Source organism: Caldicellulosiruptor kronotskyensis 2002 (genome assembly GCF_000166775.1).
Taxonomy (GTDB): Bacteria; Bacillota; Thermoanaerobacteria; order Caldicellulosiruptorales; family Caldicellulosiruptoraceae; genus Caldicellulosiruptor; species Caldicellulosiruptor kronotskyensis.
In genome coordinates this window covers 1038828-1055896 of record NC_014720.1, presented here as the reverse complement: position 1 = coordinate 1055896, position 17069 = coordinate 1038828, and the positions used below count along the sequence as shown (strand labels likewise).

The 17069-nt window shown below is 31.6% G+C and carries 9 protein-coding genes, 5 pseudogenes and 1 riboswitch; of the genes and pseudogenes, 11 read left to right on the top strand and 3 right to left on the bottom strand.

All coding sequences use genetic code 11. The features are described from left to right. The first annotated feature begins 22 nt into the window (after positions 1-22). The 3 genes from CALKRO_RS04395 to CALKRO_RS04385 are packed head-to-tail and all read left to right on the top strand — an operon-like array spanning position 23 to position 2443. Positions 23-649, top strand: coding sequence for a DedA family protein (locus tag CALKRO_RS04395; RefSeq protein ID WP_013429891.1), 627 nt, complete (start codon positions 23-25; stop codon positions 647-649). A gap of 53 nt (positions 650-702) precedes the next feature. Then, positions 703-1908, top strand: coding sequence for an aspartate aminotransferase family protein (locus CALKRO_RS04390; protein WP_013429890.1), 1206 nt, complete (start codon positions 703-705; stop codon positions 1906-1908). Further along, positions 1886-2443, top strand: a complete 558-nt coding sequence (locus CALKRO_RS04385; RefSeq protein ID WP_013429889.1) for a uracil-DNA glycosylase — start codon at positions 1886-1888, stop codon at positions 2441-2443. The genes CALKRO_RS04390 and CALKRO_RS04385 overlap by 23 nt, the downstream gene beginning before the upstream one ends. A 59-nt stretch (positions 2444-2502) precedes the next feature. On the opposite strand, the gene CALKRO_RS04380 is transcribed toward CALKRO_RS04385, so the two are convergent. Then, positions 2503-4233, bottom strand: a complete 1731-nt coding sequence (locus CALKRO_RS04380; RefSeq protein WP_013429888.1) for an S-layer homology domain-containing protein — start codon at positions 4231-4233, stop codon at positions 2503-2505. A 256-nt stretch (positions 4234-4489) separates the two neighbouring features. On the opposite strand from CALKRO_RS04380, the pseudogene CALKRO_RS13295 reads away from it, so the two are divergent. From CALKRO_RS13295 to CALKRO_RS04360, 4 genes and pseudogenes are all read left to right on the top strand, one after another. After that, positions 4490-5912: pseudogene (locus CALKRO_RS13295) on the top strand (transposase). A 334-nt stretch (positions 5913-6246) separates the two neighbouring features. Continuing rightward, the gene (locus CALKRO_RS04370; protein ID WP_013429887.1) at positions 6247-7395 is read left to right on the top strand and encodes a GAF domain-containing protein; all 1149 of its coding nucleotides are present in this window, start codon (positions 6247-6249) and stop codon (positions 7393-7395) included. Positions 7396-7441: 46 nt separating this feature from the next. Further along, positions 7442-8185, top strand: a complete 744-nt coding sequence (locus tag CALKRO_RS04365; RefSeq protein WP_013429886.1) for an MBL fold metallo-hydrolase — start codon at positions 7442-7444, stop codon at positions 8183-8185. Further along, entirely contained in the window at positions 8172-9377 is a 1206-nt protein-coding gene (locus CALKRO_RS04360) for a sensor domain-containing diguanylate cyclase (protein WP_013429885.1), read from the top strand. Before CALKRO_RS04365 ends, CALKRO_RS04360 begins: the two co-directional genes overlap by 14 nt. 62 nt (positions 9378-9439) lie before the next feature. Here the strand turns inward: CALKRO_RS04360 and CALKRO_RS04355 are convergent, their stop codons facing one another. Then, the gene (locus tag CALKRO_RS04355) at positions 9440-9859 is read right to left on the bottom strand and encodes a hypothetical protein (protein WP_013429884.1); all 420 of its coding nucleotides are present in this window, start codon (positions 9857-9859) and stop codon (positions 9440-9442) included. 140 nt (positions 9860-9999) lie between these two features. Then, positions 10000-10097, bottom strand: a riboswitch (cyclic di-GMP riboswitch). A gap of 142 nt (positions 10098-10239) precedes the next feature. Between CALKRO_RS04355 and CALKRO_RS04350 the strand changes: the two genes are divergently transcribed. The 4 genes and pseudogenes from CALKRO_RS04350 to CALKRO_RS13290 all read left to right on the top strand — a co-directional run. Next, positions 10240-13701, top strand: coding sequence for an adenylate/guanylate cyclase domain-containing protein (locus CALKRO_RS04350; protein WP_013429883.1), 3462 nt, complete (start codon positions 10240-10242; stop codon positions 13699-13701). 175 nt (positions 13702-13876) lie between these two features. Then, positions 13877-14762: pseudogene (istA, locus tag CALKRO_RS04345) on the top strand (IS21 family transposase); the annotation flags it as partial. Positions 14763-14931: 169 nt separating this feature from the next. Next, a pseudogene (locus tag CALKRO_RS04340) lies at positions 14932-15561 on the top strand (transposase). Between the two features lie 54 nt (positions 15562-15615). Continuing rightward, positions 15616-15783 (top strand): annotated as a pseudogene (locus tag CALKRO_RS13290) (ATP-binding protein); the annotation flags it as partial. Positions 15784-16014: 231 nt separating this feature from the next. On the opposite strand, the pseudogene CALKRO_RS04335 reads toward CALKRO_RS13290, so the two are convergent. After that, positions 16015-17053 (bottom strand): annotated as a pseudogene (locus CALKRO_RS04335) (IS256 family transposase). Between the last annotated feature and the right edge of the window lie 16 nt (positions 17054-17069).

The window sequence follows — 17069 nt, the reverse complement described above, 5'->3', positions numbered from 1 at the left end:
AAGAATTCTGGAGGAAGAAAAAATGGAGTTTATAAAACAAATATTTATCTCAATTGCTGAATACCTCTCTCAGTTTGGTCATTCAGGCATATTCATAGGAATGACGCTCGAGTCTGCCTGCATTCCAATACCCTCTGAAGTCATCCTGCCACTTGGTGGGTATCTTGTATACAAAGGAATTGGAAGTGTACTTTCCATGACCATTGTTGCAACCATGGGATGTTTAGCAGGATCTGTAATAGCCTATGTAATAGGGTATTTTGGCGGAAGGCCATTTATACTCAAGTACGGTAAATACTTTTTTATCTCAAAGCACGATTTCGAAAGAGCAGAAAAATTCTTTCAAAAAAGAGGGGAAATTACTATATTTTTAAGCAGACTTCTGCCTATTATAAGAACATTCATCTCACTTCCTGCTGGAATTGCAAAGATGAATTTTGCAAAGTTTTGCTTTTATACAATCCTTGGTTCATTCCCATGGTGCTTCCTTTTTGTGTATCTTGGCAAAAAACTTGGAGATAATTGGAAGTCAATTGAAGAGCATTTAAAAGGTTTTGATTATCTTATATTAGCCCTAATAATTGCTGCAATTGTGGGTTATGTTGTCTATAAAATCTTCAAAGGCAAAAAGTCAGCTGATGTTGAATAAATATAAATGTTGATGTATAATTATTAAAAACATTTGAGTGAGGGACCAAAACAATGAAGTTAGATGAGATAATCTCTTATGATTCACAGTACTATGTCAACGTTTTTGGCAGTCGAATACCACTTGCATTTGTAAGAGGAGAAGGATGCATTCTTTATGACAGCCAAAATAAAGAATATCTTGATTTTATTTCTGGAATTTCTGTGTGCAATTTGGGGCACAGCCACCCAAAATTTGTTGCTGCCCTGAAAGAACAGATTGAAAAGCTTATACACACATCAAGCCTGTTTTATATTGAACCTCAAGCACTTTTGGCAAAAAAACTTGCTGAAGTTTCTAAATTTGACAAAGTATTTTTCTGTAACTCTGGGGCTGAGGCAAACGAGGCTGCAATAAAGCTTGTGAGAAATTATTTTTATAAAAAAGGGCTTTCTAAATATAAAATCATCACACTTGAAAATTCGTTCCATGGAAGAACTCTTGCAACAACTGCTGCAACAGGTCAAAAAAAGTATCAAAAGCCCTTTGAACCAATGCCAGAAGGATTTATAAACGTTGAAGCAGACATTGAAAAGATAAAAAATGCTATAGACGACAAAACAGCAGCGGTTATGATTGAGCTTGTTCAGGCAGAGGGCGGAATAAAGGTACTTTCAAAAGAATTTGTACAAAAGCTTTATAGCCTTTGCAAAGAACATGGGCTCTTGTTTGTAATTGACGAGATTCAAACAGGAATTGGAAGGTGCGGAAGTCTTTTTGGTTTTGAGCAGTATGATATAACACCTGATATAATTACTCTTGCAAAAGGGCTTGGAAATGGTGTGCCGATTGGAGCTATGCTTTGCAAAAAAGAGGTTGCCACATTTGAACCAGGGGAGCACGGTTCAACTTTTGGTGGAAATTTGCTTGCAACAAGAGCAGCTTTAGAAGTATTGAAGATAATCGAAGAAGAAAATATAATTGAAAATGTAAATAAAATGAGCACATACTTAAAACAAAAACTTCTTGAGCTAAAAAAAGAATTTGATTTTATAACAGATGTGAGAGGTTTAGGTCTTTTAATAGGTGTTGAATTTTCCTTCCCGGTAAAAGATCTTGTAAAAGAATTAGCGTTAGCTGGACTTTTGACTAGTAGCTGTGGTGGAGGCAATGTAATACGATTTGCTCCACCTTTGATTGTTCAAAAAACTCACATAGATAAAGCTTTGGAAATTTTCAAAGACGTGGTGAAAAGGTATGCTTACATGGGAAGAGCTTGAAAGTGCGTGTCTTTTGTGCGAAAAGTGCCCTATTTCCAAAAATCGCACAAACGTTGTTGTGGGTGATGGGAACAAAAATGCAAAGCTTGTGTTTGTTGGTGAAGCTCCGGGTGAAGAAGAAGACAAGCAAGGCAAACCGTTTGTAGGAAGAGCAGGAAAGTTTTTGGACTTGGCTTTGACTTCTTTAGAGCTTTCAAGAGAAAAAGATTTTTATATCTGCAACATTTTAAAGTGTAGACCCCCAAACAACCGCGTTCCAACAGAGGTAGAGGCGCAAAACTGCTTGCCTTTTTTGAGAGCTCAGATAAAACTTATCTCCCCAAAAATAATTGTCTGTCTTGGTGCAACAGCTATGAAATATATTCTTGGAAAAGACCTTAAAATCACTCAAGACAGGGGAAAGTGGTTTGAAAAAGGTGGATTTTGGATTATGGCTACATACCATCCAGCGGCACTTTTAAGAGACCCAGGCAAAAGAGAGGATTTTTACAGGGATTTGAAAAGTGTAAAGGAAAGACTGGAGAAAATAAAATAGTTGCCAGAAAAAAATATAAATGAGGGGCAAACCATTTTGTGGAATGCCCCTTTAGCTTCTTATGGTATCTTTATTCTAATTACATTGCCACCTACTACTCTATCAGAGTAAATGGCATAAACTGTAAAGTAATAGTAATGTCCTCTTTTGAGTTCCTTATATTCTCCATTTAGTAAATACTTATCTTTTGCTTTGATATTTACAGAAGTAACGTTTTTATCTGATATTACTGCCAGTAACCCATCTTTATTTAAGTCGGGTGTTGAGTTTTTCTCAGATACTACAACTTTATATCCTTGAAGCTTATCGCTATCAATTTTGTCCCATCTTAAGTTTATATACCACTGTCCCCTCCATCTTACTGTTTTTGCCTGCAATTTTGGTCTTAATTTTGCAATCTCCAAATTAGAATAATAAATGGCCTTGATGCTATTCCCAGGGACAACCCTGTCCTGATACTGAGCTGTTACACTAAAATAATATTCTTCACCATCTTTTAAATACTCACCGAAATCTCCACTTTTGTAAGGAATTGTGTTGTCAATAACAATCTGAGTTGTATTTTTGTCATTGATAAAAACAAGATAACCATTGTCAGGATATTTAGGTTCTTTACTCTTTTTGGATATCACAATCCAATATCCTACGAGTCGGGAATCGTCTATCTTTTGCCAGCTTAAAACAAATTTATTGTCTTTATATTCATACTTTACAGATGGTTTTTCAAAATAATTTGGTATAATTGGCATTCTCATTTTTACAGCATTGCCTTTTACATTGACATTTCCTTCATAGATTGCTGTAACACTGAAATAATACTCTTCTCCGCTCTTTATATAAGCTCCAAAATCGCCATTGTTATATTTTGAGTTTACTCCAATTTCTATATAATTGGCATTTCTGTCAGATAAGATTGTAAGATAACCATCTTGCGGATATCCGGGTTGGCTATTGTTTTTTGAGATAACAATTGCATATCCTTTAAATTTTTTATCATTTATTCTATTCCAAACAAGTACAACCTTATCACCCTTTGTATAAGCAGTGACATTAGGTACAGGATAATTATTTTGCTGATTAGAACCTGTTGAAGAATTATCATCATAGGTAATCTTTTCTTCGATTAATTGGGTATTCAAAATATTGTACAGTAGCATTGCTGCCTGAGCACGAGTAAGAATTCCTTGCGGATCAAACTTATATTGATTTGAATTCGGAATTTGAGTTCCTACCATGATACCCTTTGCAATTGCAATTGCAACATATTTAGCAAGGTTTTTTGATATTTGTTCTTTGTCAACATAATTATTTAAGATGTTCATATCAACATTTTCGTTTTGCAACCCTTTGGCTTTTACAAGTGCAACTGCCATATCTTCTCTTACAGCATAGTCAGATGGTTTAAAATAATCTCCATTTTGAGTTCTAAAACCTGTTAAATAATATTTTGCTGTCTCTACATAAGGATATGCCCAATGTTCTTTTGGCACATCTTTAAATGATGGATTGTCTGTAACCTTGATAGGAAGATTTAACCCAATTACCATAATCCTTGCAAACTCTGCCCTTGTGACTGGATTATTTGGTCTGAACGTGTTGTCTGGATAACCTGTTATAATTCCTCTTTCTACCATAAATTTTACAGCGTTATAAGCCCAGTGATTTTGAGGAAGGTCAGAAAAAATAGGATTTGATGTGCCTTGCGCAAAAGCAATTGCAGAAAAAATTTGTACTATAGCAAAAACCAACATTACACATATCAGCAAAAGACGCTTTTTAAATAATTTCATCCTCCTCTGAACCCCTTTCTTAAATTTATTTTAATTGTGATACTTTCATTATAACCATAATTTTTATAATTCATATTATCAAATGATTACAAAATTGTGTAATTTATTTCTAACCTTTATTAGCTTTTTGCAAAAACGCTCAAGACGAGCGTTATCAAGCTTTACATAGAATCAAAAAAGTCTGGTCACCCTCCTCATAATTGTAGTAAAATATGATTATATAAAACAAATCTTCTACTATGAGGAGGGTTCCAAAATGTTCAACACCAAACCTAAACAACTTTCATTTTTAGATTTATTCTCCCACCTAAAGGCTTTGGTTTCTTAACAACTCTTGATACCCTCTTGGGCTTGTTCAATAAATTCATCGACTTGTCAAACTACATACCTTCTTCTTTCTACAATGCTTACTATAAACACTTTGGCAAGCATAGATACTTCTCCTTAGAATCTATGCTTCTGTGCTTCCTTGTCCAAAAATTACTCAAACTAAATACCCTTACACAGCTTCGCACTGTTCTTCTTAACACTTATGAACTCCGTTTATTTTGTAACTTAATAAATGGCAATGTCCCCTCTATTTCTACTTTCTCTCGCTTCAGAAAACTATTTAACAGTGAAATCCATAAACTCTTTCAAAATATCTCTATCCATGCACACAATATTTCTCTCCAACAATGCCCCCAAGATTCTTCAATCTTAATCTTCGACACAACTGGTATTGTTCCAAAGGTTCGTGAAAATAACCCTAAATTCATTCATCTACTGCTGAAAAATACCTCAAAAGCTAACCCGCAGCTGTCTTCTGACAAAATCTACTTCTGCTGTCTATTCTTCTTTGCCTAAAAGTGCTAACGCTAATCCTAACATCCGCCTTATGTTCACAAATGGCCATTTCTGCTGGGCTTTGAAATTTGCTGTCATTACAAATGCTCTTGGTATCCCTTTAGCTTTAGTTCCTCTATTTAACTATGATTCTGCTTCCTCGGACAAACAAGAAGCAAAAGCTATCTCCGACTTCTGCCGCTTTAATTCCTTCGCTCAAAACTCTATTCTCCTACATCCCCAATAATTTCTCTACCATCAATCGCTGACAGTGCTTTGGATTCCCACAACATATACTCCACTTTAAAAAATACCTTTAACTTCTCCAAAATCGTTATCCTTCTGAATACAAGAACTTCTAAAAATACTATACCTACATCAGACCCTAATATCGTTATTTCTGAGGATGGTGCTTCTTCTTGTAAAAAGTTCAATCAACCTTTTAAACCTGAAGGCAAATGTCAGGGTAAAAATCGCTCTTTGCGCCTTAAATGGACTTGCCCTATGTCACAATACAAAGATGGCAAACGCATCTGCTCTTGCCCTCAACCTTGTACTACCTCTAAATCAGGGGCAATAGTTTACACTTACCCTGACGATTTTCGCTCTTTCCTATGTATAAACAGAAATTCTCAAGAGTTTTTAGACCTCTACAAAAAACGTGTCGCTGTAGAGCAGACTATTTACCACTTAAAATCCTACATGGGTTCTGATACTATTCTGTCCTTATGACCATATTTCTATTTTCTCTGATTTCTTGCTTCTGAGCCATTACTTTTTCGCTCTTATTCATCCTTGCTCACAATACCAAACTCTATTGCTTCTTTATTGACTATCAAAAACTTATCGCTTAAAACCACAATTTTTTTAAATCTATTTCTTACAAAAAATTTACAGTTTTGTTTTTACTTAACCTTCTAAAACAAGGAGTTAAGAAGGCTCAGGATATTATTGTTTTCTTTGAAATTGTTAATTTTTGTCATATGTTTGTCGCTGATTATTTTTTGGTATAGATAATATTTGGTTATCATTTTGCTTTTCTTTTTGTATCTTGATTGTATTCCATGTTAGTATTGGCACTCTTACCTTCAATCACCACCCATTTTGCAAACGCCTATATTGATTTACCATCTAAATTTTGCGATAATTTTATATAGCGATTTTCTTAAAAGTGGTGACTTTGACATTATGATAGAATTTTATGACCAAATTTCGAAATTACGAAATATTCTTGAGAAATTGAGCTCTTATATATTATATGTTTCAACTGAAAAAAATATAGAGGATATTCTCCGTCAAACCATTGATATATGTTTAGAACTTACGACAAGTGATGGTGCCACAATTTATTTTAAAGAAATGATAGAAAACGAGGAAAAACTTGTAATTAAAGCTACAAAAAATCAATCAGTCAATTTTGAGTTTTACTTGGGATACTCACTGCCTATAAACTCTATTAGTTTAGCAGGATATGTTGCTTCTAATCGCAAACCTGTGGTCATAAATAACACTTTATCTTTACCTGAAAATCATGAATATAGGCAATTCAAATTTTTTGACAGGAGTTTGCATTATATTACAATTAACACTATAATAGTACCAATTTTTGATTACACAAACAGTGTTACAGGAGTTTTGCAAGTTGTTAATAAGAAGGCAAAACCTCAATTAAAACTTGAAGAAAATAATGCTCATATATTTACTATTGACTATACTGAGAACGATGCAAGAATAATATTAGCAATCTCGGCACTTTTAGGAATCATTTTAGACAGAATTTTGCTTTATCAAAAAAATGAACAACTGATAATAAATACTCAAAAAATGTTAAGTAATATTTTCGACTCGGTAAAAAAATCAATTTTAACTTTAAATGATATAATGCTGACAGGTCAGCAAAAGTTCATAGAGTATCTTCAAGATGAGAAAAGAAAAAAAGTTCTTGAGTTTAAAGAAGGACTTGAACTTTGTAAAAAACAAATTGAACTCTCAAAAGTTACTGAGACAATTATAACTGTATGTTATTTATTAATCGAAACTTCAGATAATAAATTATCAAATATATTCTATGAAGTACTTTCGTCAGAAATAAGAATATATGATATTCCTGTAATGGTAAAAGAAAATGAGTATGTCCTTCTACTTTATAACGTCGATTTGATAAAAGCTAAAATGATTGCCAAAAGGATAGAAAGAAAAATGATTGAAAAGGCAAATTCACAAAACTATAACTTTTCATTCAAAACCAAATGGAGTTTCTATGAAATAAAGCCTTCAGAAGAAAAAACTCTTGAGGAAATATGTGAAGGTTTAAAAAGTACTGGAGCAGAGCTTTAAATTGCTTTTAAGCTGTTAATTAATAAATGGTGGTGAAGAAATAAAAATGTCAAAGGAAAACCCTTTGAAATTTCTGGGAATTGGAAGTGCTTTTAATCCTAATTATAACAATACCTCTGCTTACTTCGATTTGGAAGATAATCTTTTTTTAATTGACTGTGGTGGAGGTATATTAAATTCCCTTTTGAATTTGAAACTACTTGAAAAATATCTACATTTAAATGTTTTAATAACTCATACACACCCTGACCACATTGCAAGTTTAGGTCAATTAATATTGTATTGTTATTATCAACTAAGTAAGAAAATAACTCTCATCTTTCCTCAACCTGAAATAATATCAAATTTACTTGACTATATGGGTATCAGAAATGAGATATACACTTTGAAAACCCCTCAGGACTTTGTTAACTATCTCAGTAAACTTACGGTAATATCCTTAGAACAAGTTCATGTAAATGAATTGCCTTGTTTTGGATATCTAATTTACTTGAATAATGTAACATTTTATTACAGTGGGGACTCAAAATCAATCCCTCTTTATATTCTAACTAAATTTTTGGAAGGCGAAATAGATTTTTTATTCCAAGACACTTGTTCAGCAAATCATAACCATCATCCCCATCTTTCCATAAAGGAACTTTCGGAACAAATACCACCTTCAAAAAGAAAACAGGTTTATTGTATACATATTGATGAAAGGTTTGATATAAATTTAGCTAAAAATTTAGGATTTAATATACCTCAAGAAATTGTACCTGAGAGGGATGAAAAAAATGATCGAATATAATAATCCCCAAGATTTAAAAAGACTAATCAGAAAACTCAATAAAATTGGAATTACAATTTCACGAGAGAAAAACGTCGATACCATTTTAGAAATGATCTTAAATGAAAGCATTGACATCACAAATAGTGATGGTGGTACCCTCTATATCGTAAAAGAATTTGAAGGACAAAAATATTTAGTCATCACACTTTCCAAAAACTACTCAGTTGATTTCAATTACATTGGTTATAAAATACCTATAGATAATCAAAGCATTGTCGGATACGTTGCCCAAAATGGCATTCCTGTTACAATTAACAACATTCAAAATATCCAAAATTCTCACCTGCAGCAGTTTAAACTTTTCGACCAAGCTTTACATTATAAAACCCTAAATCTTATGGCAATACCCATGATTGATTATCAAGGCAATGTGATTGGTGTTTTGCAGATAATAAACAAAAAGAAAGACAACTCCATTAAGCTAACAGAAGACAACATCTACCAAAATATTGTTGACTTTACAAAAGAAGATGAAGAAATTATTTTGTCACTTGCATCTCAAGCGTCTTTATTAATTGAACGAATTCATCTTTACCAAAGGATAGAAAAAAATATTGCAAACACTCGTTATGCTCTAATCAGTTTATTTAATTCTATGAAACAAGTGATTGCAAACTTGAGTGAAGATATTTTAATAGAACAAGAAGAGTTTAAAAAATATGCATCTTTGGACGACCTGACAGGTCTGTTTACGCGAAATGAAGGAATGATTTATTTAGAAAAGCAGATACAACTCTCCAAAATGAATGAAACACACTTTGTTGTTTGCTTTATTGATGTCGATGGATTAAAACAAGTAAACGATACATTTGGCCACCAAATAGGCGATGAACTTTTAAAAAGCTTTGCTCAAATTCTAAAAGAAAGTATCAGAAGTTATGATATAGCATTCAGATATGGCGGAGATGAGTTTGTGTTGATACTTTATAAAGCAACAATAAGAGAAGCTAATATTGTTCTCACAAGAATCCAAAATAAAATCGACGAGTTTAACGCAAAAGTCCAAAAGCCCTATAAGATTCAAATAAGCTATGGATTTGCTGAATATTCCCCAACTTCCAATTTGAACTCCGAAGACTTGATTAAAATAGCTGATGAGAATATGTATAAGGTCAAGAAAGAAAAGAAAAAAAGTCGACCCTCATATTAATTATGAGGGTCGTTCAAAATATATAAAGGAGTTCGAGGGGTTATGAGGATAGAGGGATTATCTTAGAATGACCATACAAACCTTGAAAAATGATCTGTTTTTAGCTGTTGTTTTTTAAGTTTGACATAAATATTCTTCCCCGCAGACCTATCATAGATGTACCCTTTATATCCTTCACATCTTAGGTGCACATCTTTTTTGAACTTAGCATCTGGTGAAAATTCAATGTACACAATTCCATTTTCAGCATATATCTGTGCATAAAAGGTAATTGCATCTATTCCATCAGGTAGCGAGTCTTTCTTAAAATCAATTTCTACAAAGCCTACCTGGAATTTTCCTCCTTCATTTGTTACAGTAAAACTACCACTAAATTGAATAGGAGTTTCATCTTGTGCAAAAGCAATGCTACTCAAACCTAATGATAAAATAATTACCAAAAGTATAGCAATTGACCATTTCTTTAAAACATGATGCTTCATAACTTTTTACACCTCCTTTAAGTTGAGCAAGCAAAATCTTGCTCATTTTAATATATCAAAAGGCACCTGCCTTTACTGCCAGGTGCCTCTCTACCAAAGGGAAATACTCTTTTTTACTCCCTTTACCCTTGGACATATGTTTCGGCAGCCTGGCAATCATAGGAAAAGGTAAAAACCCTTTTCCGACAGACCCATGGCTTTGCGCCCCTGCCTTTCGACAGGTTTGCCTTTATCGACATATGCTTCACTTATTTTTAAAAGCTCTGTTCAAATTAGCATTCTTTGTGTATAATTTTTATGTATTTCTCTAATTATATTATCGCATAAATTTTTAAATTTTCAATAGCTTTTTAAAAAAAATTTTTAGGTTGTGAAAAACTATGATTTGTTTTAACTGTGGCAATAAAATTCAATCTCCTAATGCTGAAAAATGTATTTTCTGCGGAATGAAATTTAAGGGTGTGTGTCCATCTTGCAATTCATTATTACCTACCTACATTAATTTCTGCCCTAATTGTGGGGAATTTGTAAGACAAGGTGAAGCTAATCAACAATCTGCTGACGAACTTAAAAAAGTAGCCGTGCTATTTGCAGATATATCAGGGTTTACTAAGCTTTCCGAAAAAATAAGCCCTGATGAGGTTAATAATATAATCAATGAATTTTTTGAATATATTTTAAAGCCTGTTTACTACTATGAAGGTACCATAGATAAATTCATTGGAGATTGTGTTATGATACTATTCGGTGCAAAAAATTCTCACTTGGATGACCCAAAGCGTGCTGTGTTGTGTGCTCTTGAAATGTTGAAGCTCTGTAACGAGTTTTCAGTACAAAAAAATTTAAAAATATCAATGAGTATCGGCATAAATTATGGTATAGTTGCAATTGGCAAAGTCGGAGGATATTATGAAAAGGATTATACTGTTATTGGTGACGTCGTTAATGTTGCTCAAAGATTACAAGCAGTAGCGCCTGAGAATACTATTTATGTATCAGAGAGTATTTATAGGGAGACTTTTGATTTATTCCTATATTCAGAGGCAAAAGAAATTTATGTTAAAAATAAAAGCAATCCCATAAGGTGTTATATACCTTTAGAAATTATTAATGAAGCTACAACATTTGATGTAATTTCTCGTATCCAAGATAGCTATTTATCAAAACTATTTAATATCATCGCATCAAAAGATACAAATAGCATTCTTTTATTGGGGCCAAATGGTGTTGGAAAAACTTCTATTTTAGAAAAATTAACAAATCATTTAGTTGCAAACAATATAAAAACGTATTACATTAGATGCAGTTTTAATAATTATTCGCGTCCTTACTTGTTAATTTCGCAAATAATATGTAAAGTATTAAATGTAAGTGTAGACGATGTGCAAACCATAAAGCAACATCGATTAATCTCTTTTCTTGACTTTTTATTTAAAGATGACTTAGAAAAAAAAGAAACTTGTTTCAATTTTCTTTCTATCATTCTGCAATTAGATATCGAGGATGATTTTAGAAATATTGTTTCATCCATGACCCAAGAAGATTTGGAATTTGAAATTCGGCAAAATGTACTTCTATTTTTTGATGCTTTTTTGAGCTCAAATTTTTCTATTTTTTTAATAGATGATATCCATTATGCTGACATTGAATCAATTCAAATCCTGGAATATTTAAAGACAAATTTGTATTGTGATAAAGTAATCTTTATAATAACTTCAGAAAATGAAAGTATCCACCTTAATGTCGGAAAAACCATCTATGTGCAGAAATTATCACTTCAGGAAACAGAGGAGTTTCTGAAATCTTTCTTTAATGTTAATACTGTTGATGAAAAATTTACTCAGCTAATGGTGGACATATCAGAAGGAAAAATTTCTTACCTTCAAGAGGTTTGTAGATGGCTTTATTTGAATCATCAGTTGTGCATTCAGAACAATAAGCTGTTTCTTCAAAACACTAATATAAATGTTTCAGAAATATTTCGTAAAATTGTTGAACACAGACTTTCTCAACTCGATAAGGAATTAATACAATTTTTGAAAATAGCAGCTGTTTTTGGACAAAGATTTAATTTGCGTATAGTATTAAATGTTCTAAAACCTTCAAAATCTGAAAATGATATCATCTTAACCCTTACAAAAAGTAATTTTATCAAATTTGTTGACATAACTTATCAATCTTCAACAGCAGACAAAATCTTTGAATTTGTAAATAATATTATTTTTGAAACAGTCCTTAGGTCAATACCAAAAAGTACTAAAATAAATTTTCATCTTAAAATTGCCAAATCTATTGAAAAATTATTGAGAGAAAATATTAGTTATTATTATGAGCTTTTGATTTATCATTACCGTGAATCGAACGATATAATAAATTCTTCCAAATATTGTATATTGCTTGCAAATTATTATAAAAAGCAGCTTTTGTACAAGTACGCAGTAAAATACTTTAAAATTGCAATTGAAATGTTAGAAAATTACAATCAGCAAAAAAACAATCTATATACAAGAGCACTTGAAGAATTATCAAGTTTAGAAAAACAAATGGGTAACTATGTTGAAGCTCTTAAGTACTTAAATATCTTAGACAGTATATTAGATGCCGAAAAAAGTCTATTTATAAAATGTGAAATATGTGAATGTCTCATCCTTACTGCTGACTTTACTAATGCGAAGGAAATATTAATAGGGCTTGAAAAAAATATTGATAGGAATAGTACCTTATATTCAAAATTAGCCTACCTTAAGAGTCTATTTCAAAGTTATACTGGGGCTTCAGATATTGACCAAATTTTGAAAGAAGTAGAAACTATAATAATACAAGATAATGAGATTGAGAACCTTGTGAAAATCTATAATTTAGTTGCATATACATTTTATAGAAACTATGGAGATATTAATAAGGCAATAAATTACTTACAAAAAGCTAAATCTGCCGCAATTAAAACTAATAATATTGCTTTACGTGTCAAACTTACCAGTAATCTTGGTATTCTTTATTTTCAAACTGGTCAAATTAATAGCGCAATACAAAATTTAACATCAGCCTTAGAAGAAAGCAAAAAAATTTCCGATAGACATACACAAATTCATATTTTGATAAATTTAGGCGTAATTCATGCAAAGAAGGGATTTTTTGGAAAAGCATACGAATATCTAAACCAAGCTTATGAAAATGCTAAAAAATGGAATTTTTCTTATGAAGAATGTGTTTGCTTACTTAATATAGGCGAAATCTACATTGAAAAAGGTTTATTAATACATAGCTATGAATTGTTTTTAGCATCTCTAAATATCAGCGAAACAAAAATGTTTACTGCCGAAAAAGCTTTGAGTTTAATAAATCTTGCAAAAATTTTGATCCTTATGAAAAATTGGCAAGCTGCTGACGAATTTCTTAATAAAGCAACAAGTTTTATTGAAAATTTAAAGGACATAGATATATCTTATGAATATCATCTAACTAAGGCAGAGTTTTTTTTGTTGATAAACAATTTTTGGGATGCAGAGAAAGAAATTGATATTTCATTAAAGTTTGCAGAAAAAAACATATTTAGGCAAATTGAATGCATAAGAAAGAAAGGGGAGATACTTTCTGTTGCTGAAAAGTACAGTGAAGCAATAGAATGCTTCAAAAATGCAGTAAAACTTAGTGAAGCAAGTGGTTCTGCCTTAGAAGTTGCAAAGTGCTATTTTCTCTTAGCAAAAACTTATCTAAAAATTTATCAAAAAGATCAAGCAAAGTATTATTTTGAAATGTCAGAAAAATGGAGTAAATTAATTGATGAGGAGTGCAGTTTCAAGACTGAAATAACTTCATTTAAAAAGTTTTTGATAAGTTAGATCAACTCTATTGTTTGAGCAGAAGTATTTTAAAAATGCAACATTTCTTTGTAAAGTAGAATACAAGATATTATTTTCAATGATAAATTAAAATTCTATTGAAAGTAGAAATATAATGATGTACAAAATTGTACATTGATATGATATCCTTTCTCATAGTGAGGAGGGATATCAAATGCAGAACTTAACAGCACATTTAAACATGATAAGGGCGATGAAAATGAAACCTAACTTTTCAGAACTTGCAAGAATATATGGGATGGATAAAAGAACAGTTAAAAAATATTATGAGGGTTATGAAGGAAAACCTAAGAGCAGAAATAAACCAAGTAAATTGGATAAATACTATGACGAGATAAAACTAAAGCTTTCCATCAAAGGAGTTACAGTCAAAGGTGTTTATGAGTATTTAAAATCAAAAGATGAGACAATAGGAACATACTCAAACTTCAATAAGTATGTTAAGAAAAAAGGATTAAAGCCAGAGAAGAAAATAAAAGGTCACCCAAGAATTGAGACAGATCCAGGTGAGCAAGCGCAAGTTGATTGGAAAGAGAATATAAAGCTTGTCTCAAGAAATGGAGAGGAGCTTATCATTAATGTTCTTGATTTTAAATTAGGTTATTCAAGATATTGCTTCTCTGAGATAAACAGGACAAAAACTCAAGAAGAATTAATAAAAACTCTAATAAAAATATTCAAGGATATAGGAGTACCGAAAGAGATTTTATTTGACAATGCAGCAGCAGTTGTTGATATAATAGGTGAGAAAATTAAAGTAAATTCAATATTTAAAAATTTTGCAAAAGACTTTGGGTTTAAAGTGAAACTGTGCAAAACAAGATATTCGTACACAAAAGGAAAAGTTGAAGCAGTAAACAAGTTTATAGATTGGATACTGCCATATCAGGGTGAATTTGAAACAGAAGAGGATAGAAAAAGAGTATTTACAACCCTTGCCATACAAAAGGTTAATAGACAGTTATCTAAATTCCTACAAGTCAGTTAAAGTCCAAAAGGACTCTTTGATTTACTACAAGGGAAGTAAATACTCTATTCCACATAGAATAAAGGCTTAAACATTTTTCAAAATATTAAGTTTTAATAATAGATTAGCTTGTTGAATAAAATTAATTAACAAAAAAAAGGCAATGAATAGATATATAAAAAGCCATCCTCCTTGAAGTAAAATTATAGTAAGAGAAAACAAAAAACACCTAACCAAGGAGGATGGCAACGTCTAATTTTATTAAAACAAAAAAACAAAAATTTTTAAAAGTCTTTATGACAAACGAAAAAGCAATAAAAGTCTTGGGATTTAAGATAAAAAGTAGCAGAAAAGGAAGATCGAAGAAATTTAAGCTAAGCCATATAATAGCTTGTTTGTTTACAAAGTCAAAAACAAGATGGTGGTTGACACGTGCAAATATCCCTGACAGTAAAGTAGTAGAACTTTTATATTGATCTAAGATATTTGGCTTGATGTGATATTAGCAGATGCAGGTTATGATTGTGCGAAGTGGTTTGAGGTGGCAGATAGACTTGAGATAAAGTTTGTAGCGGCGGTAAATAAGAGAAATAGTAAGGATTTTAGTAATGTAAAAAATATTTTGAGGGTAAAAAATATGGAATTTTTAATAAGTGAGGAAGGACAAAGGTTATATAAGCAAAGGACAAAAATTGAAAGATTATTTGGGAAGTTAAAAGGAGAATACAATTTAGAACAAGTAAGGTTAAGAGGTTTTAGAACATATAAGAGGCATGTAGAGGGGAATAATGATTACTTATTTGATAGAGGTCTATATTCAAAAAATTGAAAACTGTAAATTTTCTTTTAAATACACGTGGAATAATTTGTAGTTCTATATAATAACATTAATGGCATAATTATTTATCCAACAACTTAAATAGATTAAGATAGGTTATTTGCCAATAGACAATGATTGAGCGAATTTATTTTTCCAGCTGATATCAAACAGATATGAGAAGAGCAGTACAATAATAACAACTAATGTTGTATTCTCAGAATGGGGAGAGATATTTTGTGGAGCGACAATAGCAAATGCAATTTTAGATAGGGTCTGTAAATAATCTTGTGTATTTAAATTAGACCAACCTTCTTGGTAAGAGATCATTCAGGATAAAAACTTTTCTACTTTCTATTTTTTAGTATTACCATTTTAAAAATCTTTATGCATAAATTTTTAAAATCATGGACAAAATTTAATACTGGGTTATGATACTCTGTTTTTGATTTATTGTTTTAAACTGCTTCCATGGAAGCAGTTTAAAATGCGAACTGGTGATTGCTATCTACTTTATATACTCTCTCAAACGCTCAGGATACATTATCAAAAGCTGATTTAATATTACATCCTAATTTCTGTACCTCTGTGTCCACTTTCTTACAACATTTTTTTGCAAGATAAAGCATTTTCTCTAACGCTGTATCGTTTGGAAATACTGATTTTGTCTTTGTCACTTTCCTAAACTGTCTGTGAATTCCTTCTATGATGTTTGTGGTATAAATTATCTTTCTTATCTCTGGGGGAAACTTAAAAAACGATGTTAGTAGCTCCCAGTTGTTTTCCCAGCTCCTAAACGCATAAGGATACTGTTTCCCCCATTTCTCTTTTAATTGACAAAAATTTTCAAACGTCTCTTCTTCATTGACTGCTTGATATACATTCTTAAAATCCCTCAAAAACTCTTTTATATGCTTGTATGAAACATACTTAAAGGAATTTCTCAAGTGGTGGTGAATAATGCATCTTTGAATATCACTCTTTGGAAATACTGCTTTTATTGCTTCTTTTAATCCTGTTAATCCATCAACACAAAACAGTAATACTTCTTCTACACCTCTTGTCTTTAAGTCGTTTAAAAACCAAGCTAGAATTTAGAACTTTCACTTTCTCCTATCCATATCCCTAAAACATCCTTGTATCCTTCAATGTTAATTCCTAAAACAACGTAAGCAGTTTTGTTTACAATCTTACCTTCATCTTTTATCTTGTAATGAATCGCATCCATGAAAATAAACGGATATATCTTTTCCAATGGTCTATTTTGCCATTCTCTTATCTCAGGAATAATCTTTTCTGTGATTTTGCTTACCATTTCAGCAGATATTTCGATACCATAAATATCTTTAATTTGCTCATGAATGTCTCGTGTTGTCATTCCTGCAGAAATACAGGGCTATGATTTTGTCTTCAATCTCTGCTTCTAAAAAACTTTGCAGCACATCTTAAAATAGGTCCTTCAAGCTTTCATAAATGTCATTTACACTCTGGATGTTATTTTTCCTTATGAACTCAAGCAATTGTTCTTTGTTAAAACCTTTTTCCATAAAAAGACCTCCCCTT